Source organism: Pseudanabaena sp. SR411 (genome assembly GCF_002251945.1).
Taxonomy (GTDB): Bacteria; Cyanobacteriota; Cyanobacteriia; order Pseudanabaenales; family Pseudanabaenaceae; genus Pseudanabaena.
The window spans coordinates 67,737-90,160 of the sequence record NZ_NDHW01000255.1 but is presented as its reverse complement, the minus strand read 5'-3'; the positions used below and the strand labels follow the sequence as shown (position 1 = coordinate 90,160).

Annotated in this window: 21 protein-coding genes; 15 read left to right on the top strand and 6 right to left on the bottom strand. The window is 43.2% G+C overall.

Annotated features, from left to right (window positions below; translation table 11 throughout):
• Positions 1 to 334: 334 nt before the first annotated feature.
• The 5 genes from nth (at position 335) to B9G53_RS26250 (ending at position 4,035) form a co-directional block, all read left to right on the top strand.
• Entirely contained in the window at positions 335 to 991 is a 657-nt protein-coding gene (nth, locus tag B9G53_RS26270; RefSeq protein WP_094536362.1) for an endonuclease III, read from the top strand.
• A gap of 137 nt (positions 992 to 1,128) precedes the next feature.
• Positions 1,129 to 1,602 (top strand): photosystem I reaction center subunit XI, encoded by a 474-nt coding sequence (locus B9G53_RS26265; RefSeq protein WP_094536361.1) that lies wholly within the window; start codon positions 1,129 to 1,131, stop codon positions 1,600 to 1,602.
• Positions 1,603 to 1,702: 100 nt separating this feature from the next.
• Positions 1,703 to 1,813 carry a photosystem I reaction center subunit VIII gene (locus tag B9G53_RS26260; protein ID WP_094536360.1) on the top strand — a complete coding sequence of 37 codons (111 nt, stop codon included), beginning with the start codon at positions 1,703 to 1,705 and terminating at the stop codon, positions 1,811 to 1,813.
• A 173-nt stretch (positions 1,814 to 1,986) separates the two neighbouring features.
• Positions 1,987 to 2,490, top strand: coding sequence for a pentapeptide repeat-containing protein (locus B9G53_RS26255; RefSeq protein ID WP_094536374.1), 504 nt, complete (start codon positions 1,987 to 1,989; stop codon positions 2,488 to 2,490).
• A 156-nt stretch (positions 2,491 to 2,646) separates the two neighbouring features.
• On the top strand, positions 2,647 to 4,035 hold the full coding sequence (locus tag B9G53_RS26250) for a hypothetical protein (protein WP_141211906.1): 1,389 nt from the start codon (positions 2,647 to 2,649) through the stop codon (positions 4,033 to 4,035).
• Positions 4,036 to 4,094: 59 nt separating this feature from the next.
• Here B9G53_RS26250 and mraY read toward each other — a convergent pair whose 3' ends face one another.
• Complete coding sequence (gene mraY / locus B9G53_RS26245) at positions 4,095 to 5,198, bottom strand: phospho-N-acetylmuramoyl-pentapeptide-transferase (RefSeq protein ID WP_094536358.1); 1,104 nt, start codon at positions 5,196 to 5,198, stop codon at positions 4,095 to 4,097.
• 233 nt (positions 5,199 to 5,431) lie between these two features.
• On the opposite strand from mraY, the gene B9G53_RS26240 reads away from it, so the two are divergent.
• From B9G53_RS26240 to B9G53_RS26225, 4 genes are all read left to right on the top strand, one after another.
• Positions 5,432 to 6,781, top strand: coding sequence for a 16S rRNA (cytosine(967)-C(5))-methyltransferase (locus B9G53_RS26240; RefSeq protein ID WP_094536357.1), 1,350 nt, complete (start codon positions 5,432 to 5,434; stop codon positions 6,779 to 6,781).
• Between the two features lie 235 nt (positions 6,782 to 7,016).
• The gene (locus B9G53_RS26235; protein ID WP_094536356.1) at positions 7,017 to 8,057 is read left to right on the top strand and encodes a 30S ribosomal protein S1; all 1,041 of its coding nucleotides are present in this window, start codon (positions 7,017 to 7,019) and stop codon (positions 8,055 to 8,057) included.
• A gap of 167 nt (positions 8,058 to 8,224) precedes the next feature.
• A complete protein-coding gene (locus B9G53_RS26230) occupies positions 8,225 to 9,022 on the top strand; it encodes a TlyA family RNA methyltransferase (RefSeq protein WP_094536355.1) in 798 nt (265 codons plus the stop codon).
• Between the two features lie 75 nt (positions 9,023 to 9,097).
• Complete coding sequence (locus tag B9G53_RS26225) at positions 9,098 to 10,009, top strand: hypothetical protein (protein WP_094536354.1); 912 nt, start codon at positions 9,098 to 9,100, stop codon at positions 10,007 to 10,009.
• A 48-nt stretch (positions 10,010 to 10,057) separates the two neighbouring features.
• Here B9G53_RS26225 and B9G53_RS26220 read toward each other — a convergent pair whose 3' ends face one another.
• The 3 genes from B9G53_RS26220 to B9G53_RS26210 all read right to left on the bottom strand — a co-directional run bounded on the left by B9G53_RS26220 (position 10,058) and on the right by B9G53_RS26210 (position 12,014).
• Complete coding sequence (locus tag B9G53_RS26220) at positions 10,058 to 10,861, bottom strand: DUF1838 domain-containing protein (protein WP_094536353.1); 804 nt, start codon at positions 10,859 to 10,861, stop codon at positions 10,058 to 10,060.
• A gap of 242 nt (positions 10,862 to 11,103) precedes the next feature.
• On the bottom strand, positions 11,104 to 11,529 hold the full coding sequence (locus tag B9G53_RS26215) for a diacylglycerol kinase (protein WP_254923826.1): 426 nt from the start codon (positions 11,527 to 11,529) through the stop codon (positions 11,104 to 11,106).
• A 14-nt stretch (positions 11,530 to 11,543) separates the two neighbouring features.
• Positions 11,544 to 12,014, bottom strand: a complete 471-nt coding sequence (locus B9G53_RS26210) for a DUF2358 domain-containing protein (RefSeq protein ID WP_254923825.1) — start codon at positions 12,012 to 12,014, stop codon at positions 11,544 to 11,546.
• Between the two features lie 51 nt (positions 12,015 to 12,065).
• On the opposite strand from B9G53_RS26210, the gene B9G53_RS26205 reads away from it, so the two are divergent.
• On the top strand, positions 12,066 to 12,524 hold the full coding sequence (locus B9G53_RS26205) for a DUF2214 family protein (protein WP_094536351.1): 459 nt from the start codon (positions 12,066 to 12,068) through the stop codon (positions 12,522 to 12,524).
• Positions 12,525 to 12,556: 32 nt separating this feature from the next.
• On the opposite strand, the gene B9G53_RS26200 is transcribed toward B9G53_RS26205, so the two are convergent.
• Entirely contained in the window at positions 12,557 to 12,883 is a 327-nt protein-coding gene (locus B9G53_RS26200) for a helix-turn-helix transcriptional regulator (RefSeq protein ID WP_094536350.1), read from the bottom strand.
• Positions 12,884 to 13,476: 593 nt separating this feature from the next.
• Here B9G53_RS26200 and gyrA point away from each other — a divergent pair.
• Positions 13,477 to 16,182 carry a DNA gyrase subunit A gene (gyrA, locus tag B9G53_RS26195; RefSeq protein ID WP_217901685.1) on the top strand — a complete coding sequence of 902 codons (2,706 nt, stop codon included), beginning with the start codon at positions 13,477 to 13,479 and terminating at the stop codon, positions 16,180 to 16,182.
• An 89-nt stretch (positions 16,183 to 16,271) separates the two neighbouring features.
• Here the strand turns inward: gyrA and B9G53_RS26190 are convergent, their stop codons facing one another.
• Positions 16,272 to 17,471 carry a GNAT family N-acetyltransferase gene (locus tag B9G53_RS26190; RefSeq protein ID WP_094536349.1) on the bottom strand — a complete coding sequence of 400 codons (1,200 nt, stop codon included), beginning with the start codon at positions 17,469 to 17,471 and terminating at the stop codon, positions 16,272 to 16,274.
• Positions 17,472 to 18,297: 826 nt separating this feature from the next.
• Between B9G53_RS26190 and tpiA the strand changes: the two genes are divergently transcribed.
• From tpiA to fusA, 4 genes are all read left to right on the top strand, one after another.
• Positions 18,298 to 19,044 (top strand): triose-phosphate isomerase, encoded by a 747-nt coding sequence (tpiA, locus tag B9G53_RS26185; protein WP_094536348.1) that lies wholly within the window; start codon positions 18,298 to 18,300, stop codon positions 19,042 to 19,044.
• A gap of 202 nt (positions 19,045 to 19,246) precedes the next feature.
• The gene (rpsL, locus tag B9G53_RS26180; protein ID WP_094536347.1) at positions 19,247 to 19,660 is read left to right on the top strand and encodes a 30S ribosomal protein S12; all 414 of its coding nucleotides are present in this window, start codon (positions 19,247 to 19,249) and stop codon (positions 19,658 to 19,660) included.
• Positions 19,661 to 19,739: 79 nt separating this feature from the next.
• Positions 19,740 to 20,210 carry a 30S ribosomal protein S7 gene (rpsG, locus tag B9G53_RS26175; RefSeq protein ID WP_094536346.1) on the top strand — a complete coding sequence of 157 codons (471 nt, stop codon included), beginning with the start codon at positions 19,740 to 19,742 and terminating at the stop codon, positions 20,208 to 20,210.
• A gap of 79 nt (positions 20,211 to 20,289) precedes the next feature.
• Positions 20,290 to 22,368, top strand: coding sequence for an elongation factor G (gene fusA, locus B9G53_RS26170; RefSeq protein WP_094536345.1), 2,079 nt, complete (start codon positions 20,290 to 20,292; stop codon positions 22,366 to 22,368).
• Positions 22,369 to 22,424: the final 56 nt, after the last annotated feature.

Here is a 22,424-nt window from a genome sequence, read left to right as displayed (position 1 = left end):
AGCAATTACTCACTGATGTTACGTGAAAAGAATTCTTGCTATGGCATAAGTCTGGGGCTTGCCCTGTGGCACAGCCCCTTGTATCTAGGAAGAAAAGTGTAGCAATGTAAGTTTTGCTTAGRACATAAAACCCAAAAGATGAGTGGCGGCGCTTCGCGCCGCCACTCATCTTTTGGGTTTTGATTTGTCCTAGCTATCTCTTGCGTTGCTATAAAACGTATTTTTAAATGTCGCTGTCAAGAAATTCAGAGATCCCAAAACAAGAAGCGACACGAAGTGTCGCTTCTTGTTTTGAGAATGCTAAACTGCGAATCATCGGTGTATTGCGCTACTCATGGGAATTATTACCAAACGTTCATCTAAAAAAGTTCGGGCTAACGAAATATTGATTCGCCTCAAGCGTCTTTATCCAGACGCAACCTGTTCACTTGATTACGAAACCCCAGTACAACTTTTGGTTGCCGTGATTCTCTCGGCTCAATGTACCGATGAGCGGGTGAATATGGTCACCCCAAAATTATTTGCCCGATATCCTGATGCGATCGCCTTAGCCAATGCCGATCTTGATGAACTGATGGAGTTAGTACATTCCACAGGTTTTTACCGCAATAAAGCTAAAAATATTAGAAGTGCCTGTGAAATGATCGTGCGAGACTTTAACGGGCAAGTACCAAATACGATGGAAAAACTGCTGAAGCTAGCGGGAGTGGCTCGTAAAACTGCCAATGTGGTTTTAGCCCATGCCTATGGGATCAATGCAGGCGTAACCGTTGACACCCACGTAAAGCGACTAACAAAAAGACTAGGACTAACCAAATTTGAAGAACCCGTTAAAGTCGAGCGAGATTTGATGGGGCTACTGCCCCAACGGGACTGGGAAAATTGGTCGATTAGGATTATTTATCATGGACGAGCCGTTTGTAATGCGCGTAAACCTGCTTGCGATCGCTGTGAACTAGCCGATTTATGTCCATCAGCGTCTGTAAAGTAAAAAATGGGCAAAGCCCATTTTTTACTAGAGGTTGTGAAGTTTTCTAAAGATCCGCACCCTTTATGCAGTGACATCCGCGCTTATTCCCTAAAATGAAGACAAATTTCTCCCTGCAATCTTTAACTTAATAAAGACTTATGACAGATTTTGTACAACCCTTCAAGAACGATCCCCAACTAGGGAATTTGTCTACCCCCATTAGCGATTCTGCGATCGTTAAAGCCTTCATCGGTAATCTGCCCGCTTACCGCGCAGGTTTATCTCCTAGCCGTCGTGGCTTAGAAGTCGGTATGGCTCATGGTTACTTCATCTATGGACCTTTTGCCTTGCTTGGTCCTCTAAGAAATACCGAATTGGGTAGCCTTTCTGGCTTATTGGCAACCTTAGCCTTTGTAATGATTTTGACCGCTGGTATGTCTTTACATGGTCAGCACGTCACTAAGCTCCAATCTAGTACTCCACTTGAGGCTCCTGCCGATCTTGGTACTCCTTCTGGCTGGAGCGAATTTGCTAGCAGCTTCTTGGTTGGTGGTGCTGGCGGTGCTGCATTTGCATACTTCCTCAACTATCTAGAACCAATGCAAAAATTCCTTGGTTTACTTTGGTCTTAAGCTCATTGCTAGTATAGCTAACGCAAATACTAAGCTACGAGAATTTTAACCAAATCAAGTACCCAAAAACTTTATATCTTATTCAAGGAAAACCACGACCATGACTGGATACTACGCACATTATTACGTTTCTTTTATTTTCGTACCTCTTGCTGGTGTGATTCTGCCAATCCTCACTATGGGTTTGCTTTTCAACTACGTTGAAAACTAATTTGTAAACTTGGAAATAAGGCTCTTAGTAGTCGTATTTCTTAAAAATCGCTCTTCGTATCTTATTTTTATCACATTTTCAAAAGCAGGAAAGGCGATCGCTACAATGTAGCGATCGCCTTTCCTGCTTTTTGCAGACGCTAAGATAAAGCCATTATCTTTATTTTTATGGCTATGTCATTTTTAAAATCATCAATATTTGTGCGCTTGGCGATCGCCCTAGTAATCGCGATCACCTTTTTACTGACACTTCCCGTTAATGCTCAGGCTGAAACCCTATCATTCAGCCACGCCCAGTTAAAAAACAGAGACTTTTCAGGCCGAGATCTGATCGGTTCAGGCTTTGCTAATGCCAACATGGAAGGAGCCAACTTTGAAAATGCCGATGTACGCGGAGCAGTATTTAGCGCCTCAATTTTACGAAGAGCAAATCTTAAAGGGGCAAATTTTTCTGGTGGGCTACTTGATCAAGCGGACTTTGCTAAAGCCGATCTCAGTGATGCGTTGCTAGTCGAAACAATCTTATTACGCAGCACCTTTGATTTTGTAAATATTGATGGGGCAGATTTCACTGACGCAATCATGGATGGTGGACAGCGCAAATGGCTATGCACCAAAGCAAAAGGCAAAAATTCAAAAACAGGTGTAGATACTAGAGAATCTTTAGAGTGCGACTAAATATTTATGTGGAAGAGAGTTGCAACACTGATTGCTCTTGGGAAATCTAGTTATGGATTCATGCTGAGGCTCATACTCAAGTGGAAATTCCTCTGTATATTTCTGCTAGTACTTTTAACTGTAATACTTATACATTTGGGATGGAAAAAGTGGTTATTGTCTGTACCTCAGCCATTACCACAAGTGTCAACCATAAATGTGGGGCAAACTGACAGTCTTCAGCTTGGAAGTTATTATGAAGTTTCCATTCCACCAACTGGAAAGGATAAATATATCTCAGCTAATTACCGACTCTGGCTCCCCAATGGAGTCCCAACTATTCGTGGTCTGATTATAAAGCAGCATGGATGTGGTGGCGATCCCACAACAGCGATCGGGCTTACCTATGCTAATGATCTTCAATGGCAAGCCTTAGCACTAAAGTACCAATTTGCACTTCTGGGAACTAAACTCCCAACTGGGGATCAGTCAACTGACGTTCCTAATGGTTATCAAGCCTGTGATGACTGGGCTGTTATTGATCGTGGGTCAGAAGTTGCTTTGCTCAAAGCCCTTAGTGAACTAGGCAAAAAAAGCGATCATCCTGAGTTAAACAAATTACCTTGGATACTTTGGGGATACTCTGGTGGAGCAGATTGGGCAGTCCAGATGTTACAAAAATATCCTGAGCGTACTATTGCCGTAGTTGCAATGCGCGGCGGCGGCGTTGTAGTTGAAGGTGTCAGTATATTTCCAGAATTTAATTCCAAGATATTGGAAGTGCCTGTTCTCTTTGCTGCGGGAGGAAAAGATGCATATGCTGAAGAGACTCTCTATTTACCAAAAAAAATCTTTGCTCGTTACAGGAAGGCTGGTGCGCCTTGGACTTTTGCCATAGAGGCTAACGCTGGACATGACGCTGCTGAAACAAGGCAACTCGCAATCCCTTATTTAGATGCAATTCTCAGCGCCCGCCTAAATGAAAATAAAACAGAAAACGATCCACAGCTTCGCTTAATTGATCAAGCGCAAGGCTGGTTAGGCAACCTTACTAGTCATGAGGTAGCGCCAGTTAGTCAGTTCAATGGTGAGGCTCTAGCAGATGTATGGCTACCCAATGAAGAAATTGCACGTAAATGGCAAGAATATAGTACGAATCCAGCTTTTTGGAATCAAGTGAGATACAAATTCTGCTCAAATAAAAATTTGGTCACTTTGTTAGGTGCGCCCCAATTAATCGATAGTTGCTATCCAAATAAAATTACCCCAACGCAGAAACCGAATGCACCTATTGATGTACGTATTACAAAAATCACAGCCAATGAAGTCGTCCTGTCTTGGGGCTTCTCACCCACACTCGAAAATGGATTGCCGCAATTTCGGATTTATCGCGATAATTCTCTAATTGCAACCCTTCAAGGGCAGGAATATAGTGGGGACGATACGCCATCACCGACTCAAGTTGTGCTGGAGTTTCGAGATCAAGAGGCTAATGCTAAGGCTGTTTATAATGTGTCAGCATTCAATGCTATTGGTGAAAGCATGTCTCACTCTCTGTCTAATTAGTGCATAAAAAAACGCCCAATTGGGCATTTTTTTATGCACTAATTAGAATTATCTTGCCTTTATGTAAGCTTACTAACTAAAAGTGCGATCGCTACTAAAAGTCCACCTGTGAGATAAAAGAATTTGACCACATGCAACTCATGCCAGCCACTTAACTCTAAGTGATGGTGAAAAGGAGCCATTTTGAAAAGACGTTTGCCCATGCCAGTCTCGTCTTTGGTTGCCTTGTAGTAGGAAACCTGTGCAATCACCGAAATTGATTCCCAGATAAAGATTGCACCAATAATTAGAAAAGCCCAGAGCAAGTTACCGAGGATTGCCGTCGAGGCAAGCGCTCCACCTAACGCAAGTGATCCCGTATCTCCCATGAATACCCTTGCAGGATAACGGTTATGCCAGAGAAAACCTAGATAGCTACCACTGAGGCACATACAGAAAATAGAAAGTTCTTTGTTTTGAGGAAAAAGTAATAAACCCATCCCAAACAAAGCGATCGCCCCAGTGCCACCAGCTAAGCCATCTAAGCCATCGGTGAGATTGGTCGCATTGCTACTGCCAAGAAAGACAAACAGAGCTAGAGGGAAGAATAACAAGCCAAGGGGAATTACAAAATGCAAAGGCAAATCAATCGTAGCGATCGCCTGCCAGTTTTGGGTTAAACCTAGCCAAGTACAAAAACAAGCCGCGAAAAATGTTTGGAGTAAAAGTTTGGCTCGTGGAGATAAGCCTTTATTAGAGTGGCGGCGCAGAATTTTCCAATCATCTAGCCAACCGATAAAAGCAAAGGAAAGTGTCAGCAAACTACAAGCTATGACTTTGTCGTTAAACCCAGACCATACCAACGCCAATAAAATTCCGACAGGTATAATGAATATCCCCCCCATTGTCGGCGTACCTTGTTTTTTGAGGTGAGCTTGTGGTCCATCTTCACGGATGATTTGACCAGCCTTGAGACGACGCAACGCGGGTACAGCAAAAGTTCCTAACGCTGCTACGCCAGCACCCCCAAATGTGAATGGTAGCAACAGACTTGAACTTATATTAGGATTCAAGAAAAGATCGACACCAACAATTAAACTTATTAAACCGATTGCTAAACCAAGTGCTAGGCTACTTCCTGTCGGAAATTTTGCTTTCCTAACTCTCACACCAGTATCAACCATTGCCGCTCCTCACACCCACAGTAACCATCACACTTTTTTTAGATCGAACTTTAGATCAGCAGCTTTTTTACGGCTTTGTAACAGATGATTAAATATCACCTGAATATACGCTCTTAGATACCAAATAATGACCGCATTTGTCTACAGTGCAACCATTGAATTTTGATAATTCTTGAATCCTTGAACTCAATTTTTGTAAATAGCCCTTTAATTTTAAGTTTATTAAATTGCCGATGACGAGTAAGAATTCTCGACAGATTGCTTTAGAAGCACTACGTTTGATTCAAAGACGCAATGCCTATGCTGATGTAGCGCTTGACTGTACGCTGTCGCGAGCGCGTCAGGATAACATTAATCTCCCAGAAAGCGATCGCCGTCTGATTACGGAATTAGTGTATGGATGTACGCGCCGCCAAAAAACCCTGCAAGCGGTTTTGCAAAACTTCTCACAAAAACCAACCACAAAATTACCACCAGACTTATTAATAATCTTACACATTGGTATCTACCAACTATGTTTTCTCGATCGCATCAAGCCATCAGCGATCGTTCATACCACGGTGGAATTGGTTAAAGAAAATAATTTAAAAGGCTTATCAGGATTTACAAACGGGGTAATGCGTTCCATACTCAGAGCCAAGGAGAAGGAAGATATTCTTACCAATATTACCGATCCCGCCAGTTTTTATAGCTATCCTGAATGGCTGATCGAATTATGGCAACAAGAATTTGGTCAAGAAGCGATCGCAAATATTTGTAATTGGTTTAACCAAACGCCCCATCTTGATTTACGGGTAAATCTTCTATATGCGACAAGGGATCAAGTCCTAGCTGCTTTTGCTGAATCTGAAATCAATGCTGAGCCGATTCCCTATTTGCCCGATGGTATCCGTGTGGCGCAGGGATCAGGGGATGTGAGCCAATTACCCAAGTTTAAAGAGGGTTGGTGGTCAGTGCAAGACGCGAGCGCTCAGTTAGTTACTTATTTATTAGATCCACAACCTAATGAGATCATTATTGATGCCTGTGCTGCCCCCGGAGGTAAAACTACGCATATTAGCGATCGCCTAAAAAACACGGGTAAAGTTTATGCCCTAGATCGTCTGGCAAGTCGTCTTAAAAAGATTGATCAAAATACGGCCCGTCTGGGGATCACGAATGTGCAAACCATTGAGATTGATGCTCGTGAATTTGGAGAAATGCCAGAAGGTAAATGCGATCGCGTTTTATTAGATGTGCCTTGCTCTGGCTTAGGAACGTTACATCGTCATGCCGATGCTCGCTGGCGACAAACTCCCGAAGAACCCTATAAATTAGCTAAAACTCAATCTGAAATTCTCGAACGCGCCACACAATGGGTTAAACCCGAAGGTGTAATTGTTTACAGTACTTGCACGATTCATCCTGCTGAAAACGAAGAAGTTATTGAACGGTTTTTAGTCAACCATCCCGATTGGCAAATTGTGCCACCAAGTATTGATAATCCTGCGGCTCATTTTGCAAGCGATCGCGGCTGGGTGAAAGTCTTGCCCCATGAGCATGATATGGATGGCTTTTTTATGGTTAAACTCCAAAAAACATAAGAGTTATACGATAGTAGGCTTCGTAAACTCTCGTATAAAAAATATTTGCTAACACTTTCTATATCTAGCTTAAGTACGCTATAATTGCAAACCTATGCCTATAGGTTTTACTAAAAATATTAACAACACAAATAGGCATAGGATGTAAACCGCAACAAGCTGTAACGGCTACTGCTCTTACATTTCTGGGAGGAAACCAGATAAATTCAAAACAGGAACAAGGAAAAATTTAGTTATGATCAATCGGGCCAAAACTGCCACAACCACCAATGTCGGCTTCACACATGAAGATTTCGCGAAGCTTTTAGATAAATACGATTATCACTTCAGCCCTGGCGACATTGTTGCGGGTACAGTATTTAGCATTGAGCCTAGGGGCGCACTTATTGACATTGGCGCAAAGACAGCAGCCTATATCCCGATTCAGGAAATGTCGATCAATCGTGTTGATCAACCTGAAGAAGTATTACAAAACAATGAAACCCGTGAGTTTTTCATTCTCGCTGACGAAAACGAAGAAGGTCAGTTAACCCTTTCGATTCGTCGCATTGAGTACATGAGAGCATGGGAACGTGTACGCCAGTTGCAAGCAGAAGACGCAACCGTGCGATCACTCATTTTCGCAACCAACCGTGGTGGTGCTCTGGTCAGAATTGAAGGACTACGCGGATTTATCCCTGGTTCACACATCAGCACTCGTAAGCCTAAGGAAGAACTAGTTGGAGAAGAGTTGCCACTCAAGTTCTTAGAAGTGGATGAAGATCGCAACCGTCTTGTTCTCAGTCATCGTCGCGCCCTTGTTGAGCGTAAGATGAACAAGCTCGAAGTTGGCGAAGTCGTGATTGGTGTAGTACGTGGTATTAAGCCTTACGGTGCATTTATCGACATCGGAGGTGTCAGTGGCTTGTTGCACATTTCCGAAATCTCCCACGAACATATCGAAACTCCTCACAACGTCTTCAATGTCAATGACGAAGTGAAGGTGATGATCATCGACCTCGATGCCGAACGTGGACGTATTTCGCTTTCGACCAAGCAACTCGAAGCTGAACCTGGTGATATGGTCAAAGATCCCCAACTGGTTTACGCTAAGGCAGAAGAAATGGCTGCGAAGTATCGCGAACAACTAAATGCACCTCCTGCGGTGATGGAAATTCCTGTTGCAGCAGTTGAAGAGGAAGAGTATGAAGTTCCTGATGCAATGGAAGAACCTGAAATTCCTGAAGAAGTTGTAGCTGAAGCAGTAGAAGAAACTGAAACTGAAGCTGAAGCTTAGGGTTCTACGATTTAATAGAAACCCAAATTTTTTGTGGCGCGGCGAAGCCGCACCATAAAAAACGGGGTTCTCACTTAAACTTGGAAAAAAGTTAATATTTTCTATAAAACAAGGTGAGATAGTCTCGCCTTGTTTTATTTTTGAGTTGATTGCAGGTTACATACAGTTTGAAAAAGCGTTTAGATGTTTTATTGGTTGACTTAGAGCTTGCTCCATCGCGGGAGCAGGCTCAAAAGTTTATTCGAGCTGGCTGGGTGCAGGTCAATCAGCAGGTGATTGATAAGGTTGGCACTGAGGTTAAGGATGATGCGGTGATTTTAGTGAAACAACGATCGCCTTTTGTGTCCCGTGGTGGTGAGAAATTGGCAGGGGCGCTTGCTAAATTTGCAGTGAATTTGGGTGATCGCACTTGTTTTGATGGTGGGATCTCGACGGGTGGTTTTACCGACTGTATGCTGAAGCAGGGGGCAGCAAAAGTATATGGGATTGATGTGGGCTATGGTCAGGTAGCTTGGGAAATTCGCAGTGATGAACGGGTTGTATTACGAGAACGGACTAATCTCAGACATCTCACGGCTGAGGATTTATATACACCTGAAGATATCGTTCCTGATTTTGCGGTGTTGGATTTATCGTTTATTTCACTGACCAAAATTTTGCCTTCGCTATGGAATTTATTGCGATCTCCTCGCGAGACATTATTACTAGTCAAGCCGCAATTTGAAGCGGGTAAGGGACAAGTGGGCAAAAACGGGATTGTACGCGAACCAAAAGTTAGGGCGGAAGCGATCGCCAATGTTTTAACAACTGCTCAAGGTTTAGGTTGGCAATTTCAAGGTTTAACGCCTTCACCAATTCAAGGTCGGACTGGTAATTACGAATATTGGCTATGGCTAAGTGAGCAACCTTCAGAAATAGTTACGCCTAGTTTTGAGGAGATTTTGTCAATGGCTCATGGCAATTAAATTTCTTATTATTTCAATCTTATAAATTGCGGCAAAATAACAAAATTAAATCTATATAACCTATAGCTTTCAGACATGAAAACCTATCAGCCCAGCAATATTGCTCCATCGCAAGGAGTTACGATATTAGCTATCTCTTCTTTAGTTTCAGGTGCGGCAATCGGTGGAGCAACTGCATTTATCAGTAAATTTATTTACTTTATTGTTTTATTCCCAATCGGAATGGGATTTGCAACTGGTGCTGCAATGGGATTTGCAGTCAAAAAAGGGAAAATTCGGAATCCGATTACCGCTCTCGGTTTAGGTGTTTTAGGTGGACTGGTTACCTATGGTTCGCTGATGTACGGACAGTACATTAATTTTCAACAGGAAGTTGAAACCACCATGGCGCGTGAATATAATGTCACCGATAAGAATCAAGCAAAAGAGCAAATCAATAGTTTTTTGCAACAGGAAACTGGTTCTTCGGGATTTGTTGGCTTTTTAAAAATGTCAGCCAAAGAAGGAATTACCATTAGTAGAAGAGGTAGTTCCTTCCAGATCAAGGATAATTTTGCTTATTTACTCTGGCTGCTCGAGTTGGGAATTGTTGGTTTCTTAGCAGCTTCCATTCCTTTTAAATCTGCAAACGAACCATTCAACGAAGAAGCTAACGAATGGTATGGAGAGAAACAATGGGTTGGCAGTGCAACAGAGGAATCTAAGGATGAACTCATGCGTCTCTTAAATATGGATGATATGGCAGGAGCCTCTGCATTATTATCTAGTCAGACTGATTTACCGACTCCTCGTATTGATGTTTATTCCCAATCCTGTGCTGGTGTTCCTTTTAGTGATTCTGTAATTACAGTTAGCTATGTCTCCACTAATGCGAAGAAACAAAATGAATTTAAAGATCTGTTGACAGGATTAGTCTCAGAATCTCAGCGATCGCTTCTTGTCCCTCAAGTAGTTACAGCAACCTCTGAATCTACCCCAGAAGCCTAAATTTATTGGTTAGACAAACACACAACGGCTAGCCGTTGTGTGTTTTGGTTAGAACGTAGGAATCGGGAAAGTAGCACCTTGCAGATAAGCGTCAAAATGTTGTTTGAAATATTGCCATGATGTCATTTCTTCCCCTTCAGTTTTTTCAGCTGGCGCATCTCTAAACAGAGGGAGACGGGTTTCAATTTCTTTTTTGAGAATGAGTGGTAGCTCATTAAAATCTTTAACCTTTTTACCAGAGGCGCTATAAATCAGATTCCCCTCACGCTGTCCCATTTTCATCCAAGGTAACCATGGCCCCACACGATTCCATGACATGACTAATTTGGATACCGTTGTGGTTGTGGGATCTTCGAGATCGGCGATGGGAACAGAGAGTTTAAATAACTCGACGGCATTGTACATCGGGCGATCGCAATATTCGGCAAATTTAGGATCGTCAGCAAGGGGATTGGGATACTGAGCAAATAAGTCGAAAATGAAAGTTGCGGTATCACCTTCCACCTCGGCGGGAATATTGTGGCGAAATATACCTTGAATCGGACTATGGGCGACATGTACCACGGATAACATTTCCCCCGTCCAAGGATTTTGCCAATGGCGAATTATCTCTCTAGTCTCAGGATCAAGATATAGAATCACTTCGCGCGAGGTGAAGTCCCATGATCCATCACCATTGTCTATACATCGCGCCACATTCATTCCAATGATTTGGAACAACTTACGCTTTGGCTCATTGGGCATAAAGGAATATAAATAACCACTCCAAGCCAAAAAAGATGGTGTGCCATTAGTTGAACATCTGGTTTTAGCAAACTGCGTAGCCGAAAATTCTTTCGTTTCTGCAAACATTGATTTTCTCGCTATTTTAGGTTTTGATCGCTTATCGCTAGCTTCAGTGTACAAAATTTATGCAAAGTAAAAACTATATAAGCAAACCTCTTTACTAGGAAAAGACAAAATGCTGTTTAATTACATCAAATTTGGTGCATTCTCGATAGTTAACATGGTCAACAAAAAATAGTGTGAGGCGGCGCTTCGCGCCGCCTCACACTATTTTTTTTAGCTATAAGGTAAAGAAGCAGCATCCTAACTCATTGTCCAGCGAGTTGTAATTTGATTATCATCTGCCAAAGATGACTTGCCTCAAGAATCAATGTGGCAGCCCATACAAAAATACTAATACCAGCCGCTGCGGCGGCAATATCTTTAATAATACCAATGCGCCGATCCTCTTGTGGTTGCACAAAATCACACAAAATTTCGATCGCACTATTAAGTAACTCTGCCACTAACATCATTCCTGTTGCCAGCAAAATCAAAGTAACATCAATCCATTGCTGAAGAATAAATGTCAAAATGAAGAGTGGTACTGATAAAGCAAGCTTGTAAGCGACACTAAAATCAGATACGGCAAAATGAAGCCCCGAAAATATGATTTTTAACTTCCTTATGGGATCATATTTAGATTTTGGCAGTTTAGGCATACATTCATAGACAAGGGATCTAGAGACAGTCACCCATATCTTAATCTTTAATGATAGTTAAAGACGAAATGCTGTTTAATCACATCAAGTTTGGTACATTCCCAATAATCAACATGGGAAATAATTAATTCCCGATCGCCTTCTCCATTGCCCAAAGTATCTGTAAATTTATCTACAGTCAGATCACTCCAACCTGTAACACTAATCCGAGGTTTCCAAGGTAAAGGCGCATCCCAACTCATCGTCCAGTTAGCCTTGACGAGATTTTCGGCACGGGAAATATCATGGAGTTCTAGTTTGAGATTTTTAAACCAAAAGGTGATGAAGCCAATCATCTTTTGATATTGCTTGATACCACGAAAGTTATAGACAGGATCTTTAAAATAGACATCTTCGCTATAGATGCTATAGGTTTGCGCTTCAGGGAATTTTGCGTAATCTGCCTTAATGATGTCGAGAATATTGGTCATTTTGCGATCGCCTCTGGGAGAATCATTGGGGGACTCAGGAGAAATCATAGCCCTGACCTTTGATGATAACCTTGAGACTGTTGACTTGTGGAGAATCTTATGTGGGCTAATGCGATCGCTGCCTATCTACATTATTTGAGCCTAGGGCTTATTTTTGCAGCCCTATCTACAGAACTATTTACGCTAAAGCAAGACCTAACCAATCGTGATGGATGGCGAATTCTAATTGCCGATACTATTTATGGAATCGCAGGAATTATGGTCTTAGTAACGGGGATTTTAAGATATTTATATTTTGAAAAAGGCGCAGATTACTATTCCCATCAACCAGTTTTCTGGATGAAAATATCTGTATTTATTGCGGTTGGCTTATTGTCTCTATATCCCACAGTCTCATTCTTGATGTGGATTAAAAACCTTCGTGCGGAAAAGCCTCCAGAGGTAAGTCCAGAGAAAGTCAAAACCTTAAGAACAATCATTCACATCGAGCTTGTGGGATTTAGTCTCATTCCTCTCCTCGCTTCCATGATGGCAAGAGGCATCACGTTAGGCTTATAAAAAACAAAGGGGACGCTAAACGTCCCCTTTGTTTATGAAAGGGCATCCCGTAACATCGCTAACTTTTCAGGCAAAATGCGATAGTAAATCCAAGTTCCACGCCGATCTTTAGTAAGTAAACCTGCCTCATAGAGAACTTTGAGATGATGGCTGACTGTTGGTTGCGCTAAACCGAGGGTTTCTACAAGTTCACAGGCACATACTTCTTGACTAGGCTGAGCCGCAATTAAGCTCAAAATTTGTAACCGTGCAGATTCCCCCAAGACACGAAATATCGTGGCTAAATAGCTTGCTTCGTCCAAGGTCAGACGACCTTCCAGCAGTGGCGGACAACAGGTAATCGATTGATGTGAATTCATAAATCTATACTGCCATAAATGCAAATTAGATACTTAGTATTGATTATCATGAATATTGATGTTAACCAATGTTAGGTAAATTAATCATGGCACATATATAGCCGATTAAACGACCCTCTATCCTAGAGCAATTTTTGTGCAACGCTGGCAAAAGTCCGTTACGAATAATTAGGCAATGTCTTCCGTAATGACAAAATTTTGACGCTCTCTCTATTTCAGAGTTGGATGAAGTTCCCATTTTAATTAGCCTCGTCAATCTATCTTTTTGGTTCAAGCGAAATTATTTTGATACTCATGATACTCAAAGATAGAACTAAGTAAACTTACGCGATCGCGCCTAATCCCAACTTCTAGAAATAGTCCCAATATTGCATTGAGACTCGCTTGTTGATACACACTTGGCATTAGACAAACAATTAGCTTTTTCAATGTGCAGAAGAACCATTGATCGCATCGCATCCTATTTGTTACTTGTACTAGTTAACCCTTGTAACCCCGCAAAGCTTTATAATATTACAGACACTTAGTAAGAATTGCCTATATCCCACGGGGCAAGCACTGCCAAGCAATGCAAGGAGAATTTGAGTAGCCGTATGACTGATACCTTAGAAGATCGGATTATTCCAACAGACCTGCGCGGCGAAATGTCGCGATCGTATCTGGAATATGCCATGAGCGTGATCGTTGGTCGCGCCTTGCCCGATGCCCGTGATGGACTCAAGCCTGTACATCGTCGCATTCTCTACGCTATGCACGAGTTGGGCATGACCGCCGATCGCCCGTTTCGGAAATGCGCCCGTGTGGTCGGTGACGTAATCGGTAAATATCACCCCCACGGTGACACCGCCGTGTATGAAGCACTGGTACGAATGGCGCAGGACTTTTCGATGCGCGATCGCATGGTCGATGGTCACGGTAACTTTGGATCAGTCGATAACGATCCCGCCGCCGCGATGCGATATACCGAATGTCGGCTCACCCGCATTTCCCAATTCGGTCTAATTCAGGATATCGAGCGCGATACGGTTAACTTTGGTGACAACTATGATGGCTCACAACAGGAGCCGCTAGTATTACCTGCCAGAATTCCCCAATTATTGCTAAATGGTTCCTCAGGCATCGCTGTAGGGATGGCGACCAATATTCCGCCGCACAACTTGGGCGAATTAGTGGATGGTTTAGTGGCTCTAATTGCCGATCCGAATCTCACAGATTTGGAATTGATGCGATATATTCCAGGTCCCGACTTCCCAACAGGCGCTTTGATCTTAGGAACCGATGGCGCTCGCGAAACCTATACAACTGGGCGCGGCTCCGTGACCATGCGGGCAGTAGCTAGCTTTGAGACGATTTCCGCTTCTGGGCGGCAAGATCGCGAGGCGATTATCATCACCGAAATGCCTTACCAAACCAACAAGGCAGCGCTAATCGAACGCATTGCGGAAATGGTCAATGAGAAGAAGATTGATGGCATTTCTGATATTCGCGATGAAAGCGATCGCGATGGTATGCGTTTAGTCATCGAATTAAAACGCGATGCTTATCCGAAAGTAGTTCTGAATAATCTTTATAAATCCACGCCTCTGCAATCGAACTTCAGTTGCAATATGTTAGCACTGGTAGATGGCGAACCGATTACCCTGACGCTGCGTCATGCCTTGCAAGTATTCCTAGATTTCCGTTACGAAGTGATTACGCGCCGTACTCAGTACGAACTACGTAAAGCCGAAGAACGTGATCATCTATTACAAGGGCTATTAATTGCTCTGAATCATTTGGATGCAGTCATCGCCCTGATTCGTGGAGCCGATGATAGTAGTTCTGCGAAGTTGGGCTTGATTGAGAACTATGGATTATCGGAAGCTCAAGCCGATGCAATTCTGCAAATGCAATTGCGCCGCTTGACTGCTCAGGATGCCGATAAGATCCATGATGAGCATAATCAGTTAGTTGAGAAGATTGCCGATCTCCAACATATTCTCGCAAATCGCGATCGCATTCTCACGATTACCCGTGAAGAATTGGAAGCAATCAAACTCGAATTTACGACACCTCGCCGCTCTCGCATCCTGCCTAATGAGGGTGATATCGATACGGCGGATTTGATTGCCAATCGCGAAACGATTGTGATGGTGACCGAGCAAGGCTATGTGAAACGAATGCCTGTGGATACTTTCACCGCTCAACATCGTGCTACACGCGGCAAAGCTAGCGCCAACGTCAAGGATGATGATGCGATCGCCCATTTCTTCGCTTGTCGCAGTCATGACAAAGTTCTCTTCTTTACCGATCGCGGTAAGGTCTATGGAGTCAAGGCTTACGAAGTTCCCGAATCAGGTCGAGCCGCCCGTGGTACGGCGGTAGTGCAGTTATTACCGATCGCTGCTGACGAAAAAATTACCACAGTATTACCCATCAGTGAGTTTAGCGAAGATGAATATCTAGTTATGCTTACGGCTGGCGGCTATATCAAAAAAACGAAGTTACCAGCTTTTGCGAACATTCGTTCCAATGGTCTAATTGCGATCGCCTTAGAAGAAGGTGATTTGCTGCGTTGGGTCAGACGAGCTAAAGCCGATAACACAATCATTGTCGGCTCACGCCAAGGCATGTCAATTCGCTTCCGTACTGACCATGAGCAGTTGCGCCCGATGGGTCGTGATACTCGCGGCGTGCGATCGATGCGTTTGACGGGTGATGATGAAATCGTGAGTATGGATATTCTCCCCGCAGGGCTTGCCGAAATCGAGGAAGTTGAAGGCTCTGAAGAAGAGATTGATTTGACTGTAACTGTCAATGAAGAAGAGAATCTAGAAGGGGAGACGACCGAGGCTGAGAATGAAAAAGCTCAAGGACCTTGGGTGCTAGTCGTCACTAGAGGCGGCTACGGTAAGCGGGTTCCTGTCAACCAGTTCCGTATTCAAAAACGAGCAGGTAAAGGTTTGCGCGTGACCAAATTCAAATCTGGACAAGATCAACTTGCTTCGCTTTGTTTAGTCGATGAGAATAACGAGTTAATGATCGTCACTAGTCGCGGTATCGTCATGCGTCAAAGTACCGATGCGATCGCCTGTCAATCCCGCACGGCAAGAGGTGTACGTCTACAAAGGCTTGATGCTTCCGATGCGATCGTTGGTGCAACTCTAGTTCCTCCTGCTTTGGAAGAAGAGATTGAAGAAGCAGAAATTCTCAGTGGTGATGTAGCGTTAACTGCTACTGAAACTAATGTTGAGGAATTAGCAATTGAAACAGCAGAAATCGCGGAATTAGATGACGAGGACGATACTTCTGTGAATTAAAAAACAAGAAATGAGTGGCGACGCTTTGCGATGCAACTCATTTCTTGTTTCCTTAATTAAAAAAGAGACTCGCAATGCGAGTCTCTTTTTTATACATGTAAATCGGGTGGTGCAAAATCAAAGGGCAGTTCGTTGTTAATCGCTAGAATCTGTTTTGCCTCGTAAGTATTTACTTCACTGATATAAGGCACAAGAATTTGCTTAAGCCGATCACGATAAAAGCGGTGCAAACTGTAATTGGGTGTGGCAGGAAATCCGCGCCGTTTTTTGTGCTGACCACCAGCCCCAGGGTCAAAGCGCTTAATTCCTTGAGCGATCGCCCATTCGATCGGTTTGTAATAACAAGCATTAAAGTGCAAACAATCAATTTCCTGCACGCATCCCCAATAACGCCCAAATAACTGATCATCCTTACGAATACAAAAAGACATCCCGACAGGTTTGGGATAATCGTCGATCTCACCTGCTACAAACACAAGGCGATCGCGAAAACTATGGGCGAGATTTTCAAAAAACTTGCGATTCAAATACTTGCTGCCTCCCCAAAACTTATTGCAATGATCGTTATATAGCTCATACATATAGCCATAGAAATAATGCGGAATCTCTTCACCCGTATAGACTCGCATCGTAATCCCTGTGCTTTCGACTGACTTGCGTTCCCGCTTAATATTGCGGCGCTGATTCGCATTAAAATTTTTGAGGTAATCATCAAAATCCGTAAACTCTTGATTTTCCCAAACGTAACTATGGTGCATCCAAGTTGTAAAGCCCCGCGACTCTAGCTCATGCTTCCAACTAGGATCGACATATAAAAAATTACAGCCCGACATTTGATGCTTGTCGCAAAGGCGATCGATCTCCGCAAGCATTAGGTCATAGATTTTTGATAATTCATTGGGATTGTCGATCAAATCAGGATGCACCAAAAAGCGATAACCCACCGCAGGCGTAAACGGAGCCATCCCCAATAATTTCGGATAATACTCAATCCCCAACCGATAGGACAAGTCTGCCCATTGATGGTCAAATACAAACTCGCCTTGGCTGTGCCCCTTCAAATACAAAGGAGCCGCCGCCACCAATACATCCCCCTGCCAGACTAATAAATGACTAGGTAGCCATCCCTGCTGCGCGATCGCACAACCTGAAGTCTCTAGATTCGAGAGCCACTCCCATTCAAAAAAAGGAGTCACCAAAGGTTTTGCGAGAATATTCCATGCCTCAGCCTTGACCTTATTAACCGTATCCACCCAAGTCGTCGTATAACGGGAAGCTTGTTGCAGCATAGTGAAAGTCTTGGCAGTATTTAAGTAAATTGCTTAGTATACATAGCTTAACAAAAGCAAACCCCAAAGTCAGAACTACGACTCAGTAATCTTCTTGAGTTTTTGATTTTAAAGAGTCAAGAAACTTGTGAATTTATGTAAACAAATGATGCTGTATAACACTATCTGCGTTAATGTATATACATGGCACAAGAGGCAAGGCAACTCAATCCAAACGCAAACCTAGTTTAAATGTTGAAAATAACTTTTCAATGTTAAGGAGGAGCTAAAAGAAAGAGTTAAAAGTCAAAATCGGATTGGCGCTTTGCTGCTCCCCACGATTCTTTCGATCTTTACGGGGCAGTGCTTATTCTAAAGATCGGTGTAGTTTTGGTAACTTCGATAGCCTGCATTGTTATTGGGGTCTCTTAAATTTCTAATCAATGTTTACTTAGGTTTTGACCTAGCATGAAAACGAAATGAGACAAACTTATGTAGTTAAAAAGATAAGGGCTACAACGTACAGTTAATCAATACCCACACGTTCCAGTAAACCTCTAGTAGAAACCTTAATTGAATTACTTAAAGACATGAGTCTAGCAGCCTTCTGCTAGACTCATTCAGTTTTTGGAGATAAAAGCAAAGGCGATCGCTTCGCACCTACCTTTGCTTTTAAGTAGCTGGGCGCAATTAAGTATAAAACCTCAAAACCTGTGGCGCACGCTTCGCGTGCGCCACAGGTTTTGGCTCTGGGTTTAATTACGCTCAGCTACTTAATGATCCCTTTTTCGGTAAAATAAACAACAATTCATTATTTTTACAATCCTAACTTAGGGGTAAACGAGCCTTGCCTAAAATCGTTATTGCTGGCAACTGGAAAATGTATAAAACCCAGTCCGAAGCCAAAGCCTTTTTTTCAGAATTTCCAAACCATCTTAAAGACACCGCATCTCAGGCGGCGATCACCGATCAGCAAATCCTCATTTGCGTCCCCTATACCAATCTTGCGCTCCTACAAACAGTCGTGCCAGCGATCTGTCCAAACCTGAATATTGGCGCTCAAAATGTCCATTGGGCAGAAAATGGCGCATTTACAGGTGAAATTTCTGCACCGATGCTAGTTGAACTAGGAATTAAATATGTAATCATCGGACATAGTGAGCGTCGTCAGTTCTTTGGGGAAACCGATGAAACTGTGAACAAGCGACTAAAAGCTGCACAGGCTCACGGACTAACCCCCATTCTCTGTGTGGGTGAAAGCAAGCAACAACGTGACGCAAACGAAACCGAATCTTGGATCTTTTCGCAACTAGCAGCCGATCTCGTTGAGGTTGATCAAAATAATTTGATCATCGCTTACGAGCCAATTTGGGCGATCGGTACTGGAGACACCTGTGCCTCTAGCGAAGCAAATCGTGTGATTGGACTAATTCGTGGTAAGCTAGCGAACCGTGACATCACAATTCAGTACGGTGGTTCTGTCAAAGCTGATAATATTGACGAAATCATGGCGCAACCTGAAATTGATGGTGTGTTGGTTGGTGGAGCAAGTCTTGACCCAGCAGGCTTTGCCAGAATTGTAAATTATCGCTAGGTTTGCTTACATTACTTTTTGTTTATATGCTGTCCCTAATGATTTCTTAATAAAGACAGCGATCGCCACAGCCGACATAACCATAACAAAGCTTATCAAGCCATGACAATTGTTTTGACAATTGACTTTGTGAGATCTACTTTGTTATAATTATGTGCTGTTGATTAGAATACACAGCCGCAGATATACCAAATCATCACTTATGCCCACGATCCAACAGCTCATCCGCAGTGAGCGCCAAACCATAAACACCAAAACAAAGTCTCCTGCCCTAAAAAGTTGTCCTCAACGCAGGGGAGTATGTACGCGCGTCTACACTACAACACCCAAAAAGCCCAACTCTGCACTTAGAAAAGTGGCACGGGTACGCTTGACTTCTGGATTTGAAGTCACCGCATACATCCCTGGGATTGGGCATAACCTCCAAGAACACTCCGTTGTGATGATTAGAGGCGGTCGTGTAAAAGATTTGCCAGGTGTGCGTTATCACATTATCCGTGGCACTCTCGATACTTCAGGTGTAAAGGATCGTAAGCAAGGACGCTCTAAATATGGCGCTAAGCGACCCAAACCAGGTCAAGCACCAGCAACAAGCACTGGCAAGAAGAAAAAGTAAGAATCATCTATAAAAAGGTTACTTAGTAGCCATTTAGTAAAATTAGCAATTCATTTTATAAGGTGAATTTAGTACCGCAATGTCCCGTAGAACGAAAGCTTCAAAGCGCATAACTCCCCCTGATTCGGTTTACAACAGCCGTCTTATTAGTATGCTAATCCGCCGTGTAATGTCACGCGGTAAGCATTCTGTAGCCTCTCACATTGTTTACAAAGCTCTTGACACCATTGGCGAACGCACAGGAAATCCACCATTAGAAGTGTTTGACCGTGCAATTCGCAATGCCACCCCACTTGTAGAAGTTAAAGCTCGTCGTGTTGGTGGTGCTACTTACCAAGTACCAATGGAAGTCCGCACTGATCGTGGTGTTGCCCTTGCCCTACGCTGGTTAGTCCAATATTCTCGTGGTCGTGCAGGACGTAGCATGGTAACTAAACTAGCTAATGAGTTGATGGATGCCGCCAATGAAACTGGTCAAACCATCCGTAAACGTGAAGAAACCCACAAGATGGCAGAAGCAAACAAAGCATTTGCTCATTATCGTTACTAACGTAATTAGACCTTAGCTTGCCTCGCTATACTATTCTTAATATAAATTCTCAATTCCTGACAAACACGAGGAAACTATTGTGGAACGCTCTATTGCCTTAGATAAGGTACGCAATATAGGTATTGCGGCGCATATTGACGCTGGTAAAACCACAACTACTGAGCGAATTCTGTTTTATTCTGGCGTTGTTCACAAAATAGGTGAAGTCCATGATGGAACCGCCGTAACTGATTGGATGGCTCAAGAACGCGAACGCGGCATCACTATTACTGCCGCAGCTATCAGCACCAATTGGAAAGATCACCGCATTAACATCATCGACACTCCTGGACACGTGGACTTCACCATTGAAGTAGAACGCTCCATGCGGGTACTTGATGGCGTAGTTGCAGTTTTCTGTGCCGTCGGAGGCGTACAGCCTCAATCCGAAACTGTATGGAGACAAGCAGACCGCTATAAAGTACCTCGCCTCGTATTCGTCAACAAAATGGATCGCATGGGGGCGAATTTTTTACGAGTACGAGAACAAATTCGTGCGCGTTTTGGTTCCAATGCTGTTCCCATCCAACTACCTATTGGTAGTGAAGCAGAGCTAGTAGGAATTATCGATCTCGTCAAAATGAAAGCCTACATCTATAAAGATGAAATCGGCAAAGATATTGAAGAAATAGATATTCCTGCTGACTTAGTTGAACTAGCTAACGATTGGCACGGTAAGCTCCTTGAATCAGTTGCCGATTCTGACGATGATCTGATGGAAAAATATCTTGAAGGTGAGGAACTCACTGAAGATGAAGTTAGATCAGGCTTGCGTAAAGGGACTCTTAGCGGCAAGATTGTCCCGATGACTTGTGGTTCGGCTTTCAAGAACAAAGGCGTACAGCTTTTACTAGATGCCGTTATCGATTACCTTCCTGCTCCTAGTGATGTTAAACCAGTTCAAGGTTTGCTACCTAATGGTGAGGAGGCTACTCGTGAAGCAAAAGATGATGCACCAATGTCGGCATTGGCATTCAAGATCATGGCTGATCCCTATGGTCGTCTCACCTTTGTTCGAGTTTATTCTGGCATCTTGAAAAAAGGTTCTTACGCGCTCAACTCTAGCAAGAACAAGAAGGAACGTATTTCTCGCCTGATTGTATTGAAAGCTGACGATCGCCAAGAAGTTGACGAACTCAGAGCTGGTGATCTCGGTGCAGTATTAGGCCTCAAAGATACCTTCACTGGCGACACCCTTTGTGATGACACCTCTCCGATTGTATTAGAGACTCTGTTTATTCCTGAGCCTGTCATTTCCGTTGCTGTTGAGCCAAAAACGAAACAGGATATGGAAAAACTATCCAAGGCTCTGCAATCTTTGTCTGAAGAAGATCCTACCTTCCGAGTTATGACCGATCCTGAGACTAATCAAACGATTATCTCTGGCATGGGTGAGCTTCACTTAGAAATTCTCGTTGATCGGATGAAGCGTGAGTTTAACGTTGAAGCGAATGTGGGTGCGCCTCAAGTGGCTTATCGTGAAACTATTCGCAGAACCGTTACCGACATTGAAGGTAAATTTGCCCGTCAGAGTGGTGGTAAGGGACAATATGGTCACGTTGTGATCAATTTGGAACCTACCGAACCAGGTACAGGATTTGAATTTGTATCGAAAATTGTTGGTGGTGTGATTCCTAAGGAATTCATTAAGCCTTCAGAGCAAGGTATGAAGGAAGCCTGTGAATCAGGAATTCTAGCTGGTTATCCTGTGATTGACCTTAGAGCTACTCTCGTACATGGTTCTTTCCATGATGTGGACTCTTCAGAAATGGCTTTTAAAATTGCTGGCTCCATGGCAATTAAGGAAGCTGTCATGAAGGCTCAGCCTGTTTTGCTTGAGCCGATGATGAAGGTTGAAGTTGAAACCCCTGAAGACTACATGGGTGATGTAATTGGTGACCTTAGTCGTCGTCGTGGCAACATTGCTGGTATGGATGACACCCCTTCTGGCAAAAGAGTTGAGGCAAGGGTGCCCTTGTCTGAGATGTTTGGTTATTCTACTGACCTGCGCTCGTCAACTCAAGGTAGAGCAAGCTTCTCAATGGAATTTAGCCATTATGAAGAAGTTCCTAAGAATGTGGCTGAAGCCATCATTGCTAAAAGCAAGGGCAAAGAGTAGTCCTTTAAAATACTCGACAAATACTCTATAAACTAGAGTAGCAATTACCCAAAATG

Coding starts and splice junctions, on each gene's coding strand:
- nth (WP_094536362.1), top strand. CDS start 335: ATGGGAATTATTACCAAACGTTCATCTAAAAAAGTTCGGGCTAACGAA.
- B9G53_RS26265 (WP_094536361.1), top strand. CDS start 1,129: ATGACAGATTTTGTACAACCCTTCAAGAACGATCCCCAACTAGGGAAT.
- B9G53_RS26260 (WP_094536360.1), top strand. CDS start 1,703: ATGACTGGATACTACGCACATTATTACGTTTCTTTTATTTTCGTACCT.
- B9G53_RS26255 (WP_094536374.1), top strand. CDS start 1,987: ATGTCATTTTTAAAATCATCAATATTTGTGCGCTTGGCGATCGCCCTA.
- mraY (WP_094536358.1), bottom strand. CDS start 5,198: ATGGTTGATACTGGTGTGAGAGTTAGGAAAGCAAAATTTCCGACAGGA.
- B9G53_RS26240 (WP_094536357.1), top strand. CDS start 5,432: ATGACGAGTAAGAATTCTCGACAGATTGCTTTAGAAGCACTACGTTTG.
- B9G53_RS26235 (WP_094536356.1), top strand. CDS start 7,017: ATGATCAATCGGGCCAAAACTGCCACAACCACCAATGTCGGCTTCACA.
- B9G53_RS26225 (WP_094536354.1), top strand. CDS start 9,098: ATGAAAACCTATCAGCCCAGCAATATTGCTCCATCGCAAGGAGTTACG.
- B9G53_RS26220 (WP_094536353.1), bottom strand. CDS start 10,861: ATGTTTGCAGAAACGAAAGAATTTTCGGCTACGCAGTTTGCTAAAACC.
- B9G53_RS26210 (WP_254923825.1), bottom strand. CDS start 12,014: ATGATTTCTCCTGAGTCCCCCAATGATTCTCCCAGAGGCGATCGCAAA.
- B9G53_RS26205 (WP_094536351.1), top strand. CDS start 12,066: ATGTGGGCTAATGCGATCGCTGCCTATCTACATTATTTGAGCCTAGGG.
- B9G53_RS26200 (WP_094536350.1), bottom strand. CDS start 12,883: ATGAATTCACATCAATCGATTACCTGTTGTCCGCCACTGCTGGAAGGT.
- gyrA (WP_217901685.1), top strand. CDS start 13,477: ATGACTGATACCTTAGAAGATCGGATTATTCCAACAGACCTGCGCGGC.
- B9G53_RS26190 (WP_094536349.1), bottom strand. CDS start 17,471: ATGCTGCAACAAGCTTCCCGTTATACGACGACTTGGGTGGATACGGTT.
- rpsL (WP_094536347.1), top strand. CDS start 19,247: ATGCCCACGATCCAACAGCTCATCCGCAGTGAGCGCCAAACCATAAAC.
- rpsG (WP_094536346.1), top strand. CDS start 19,740: ATGTCCCGTAGAACGAAAGCTTCAAAGCGCATAACTCCCCCTGATTCG.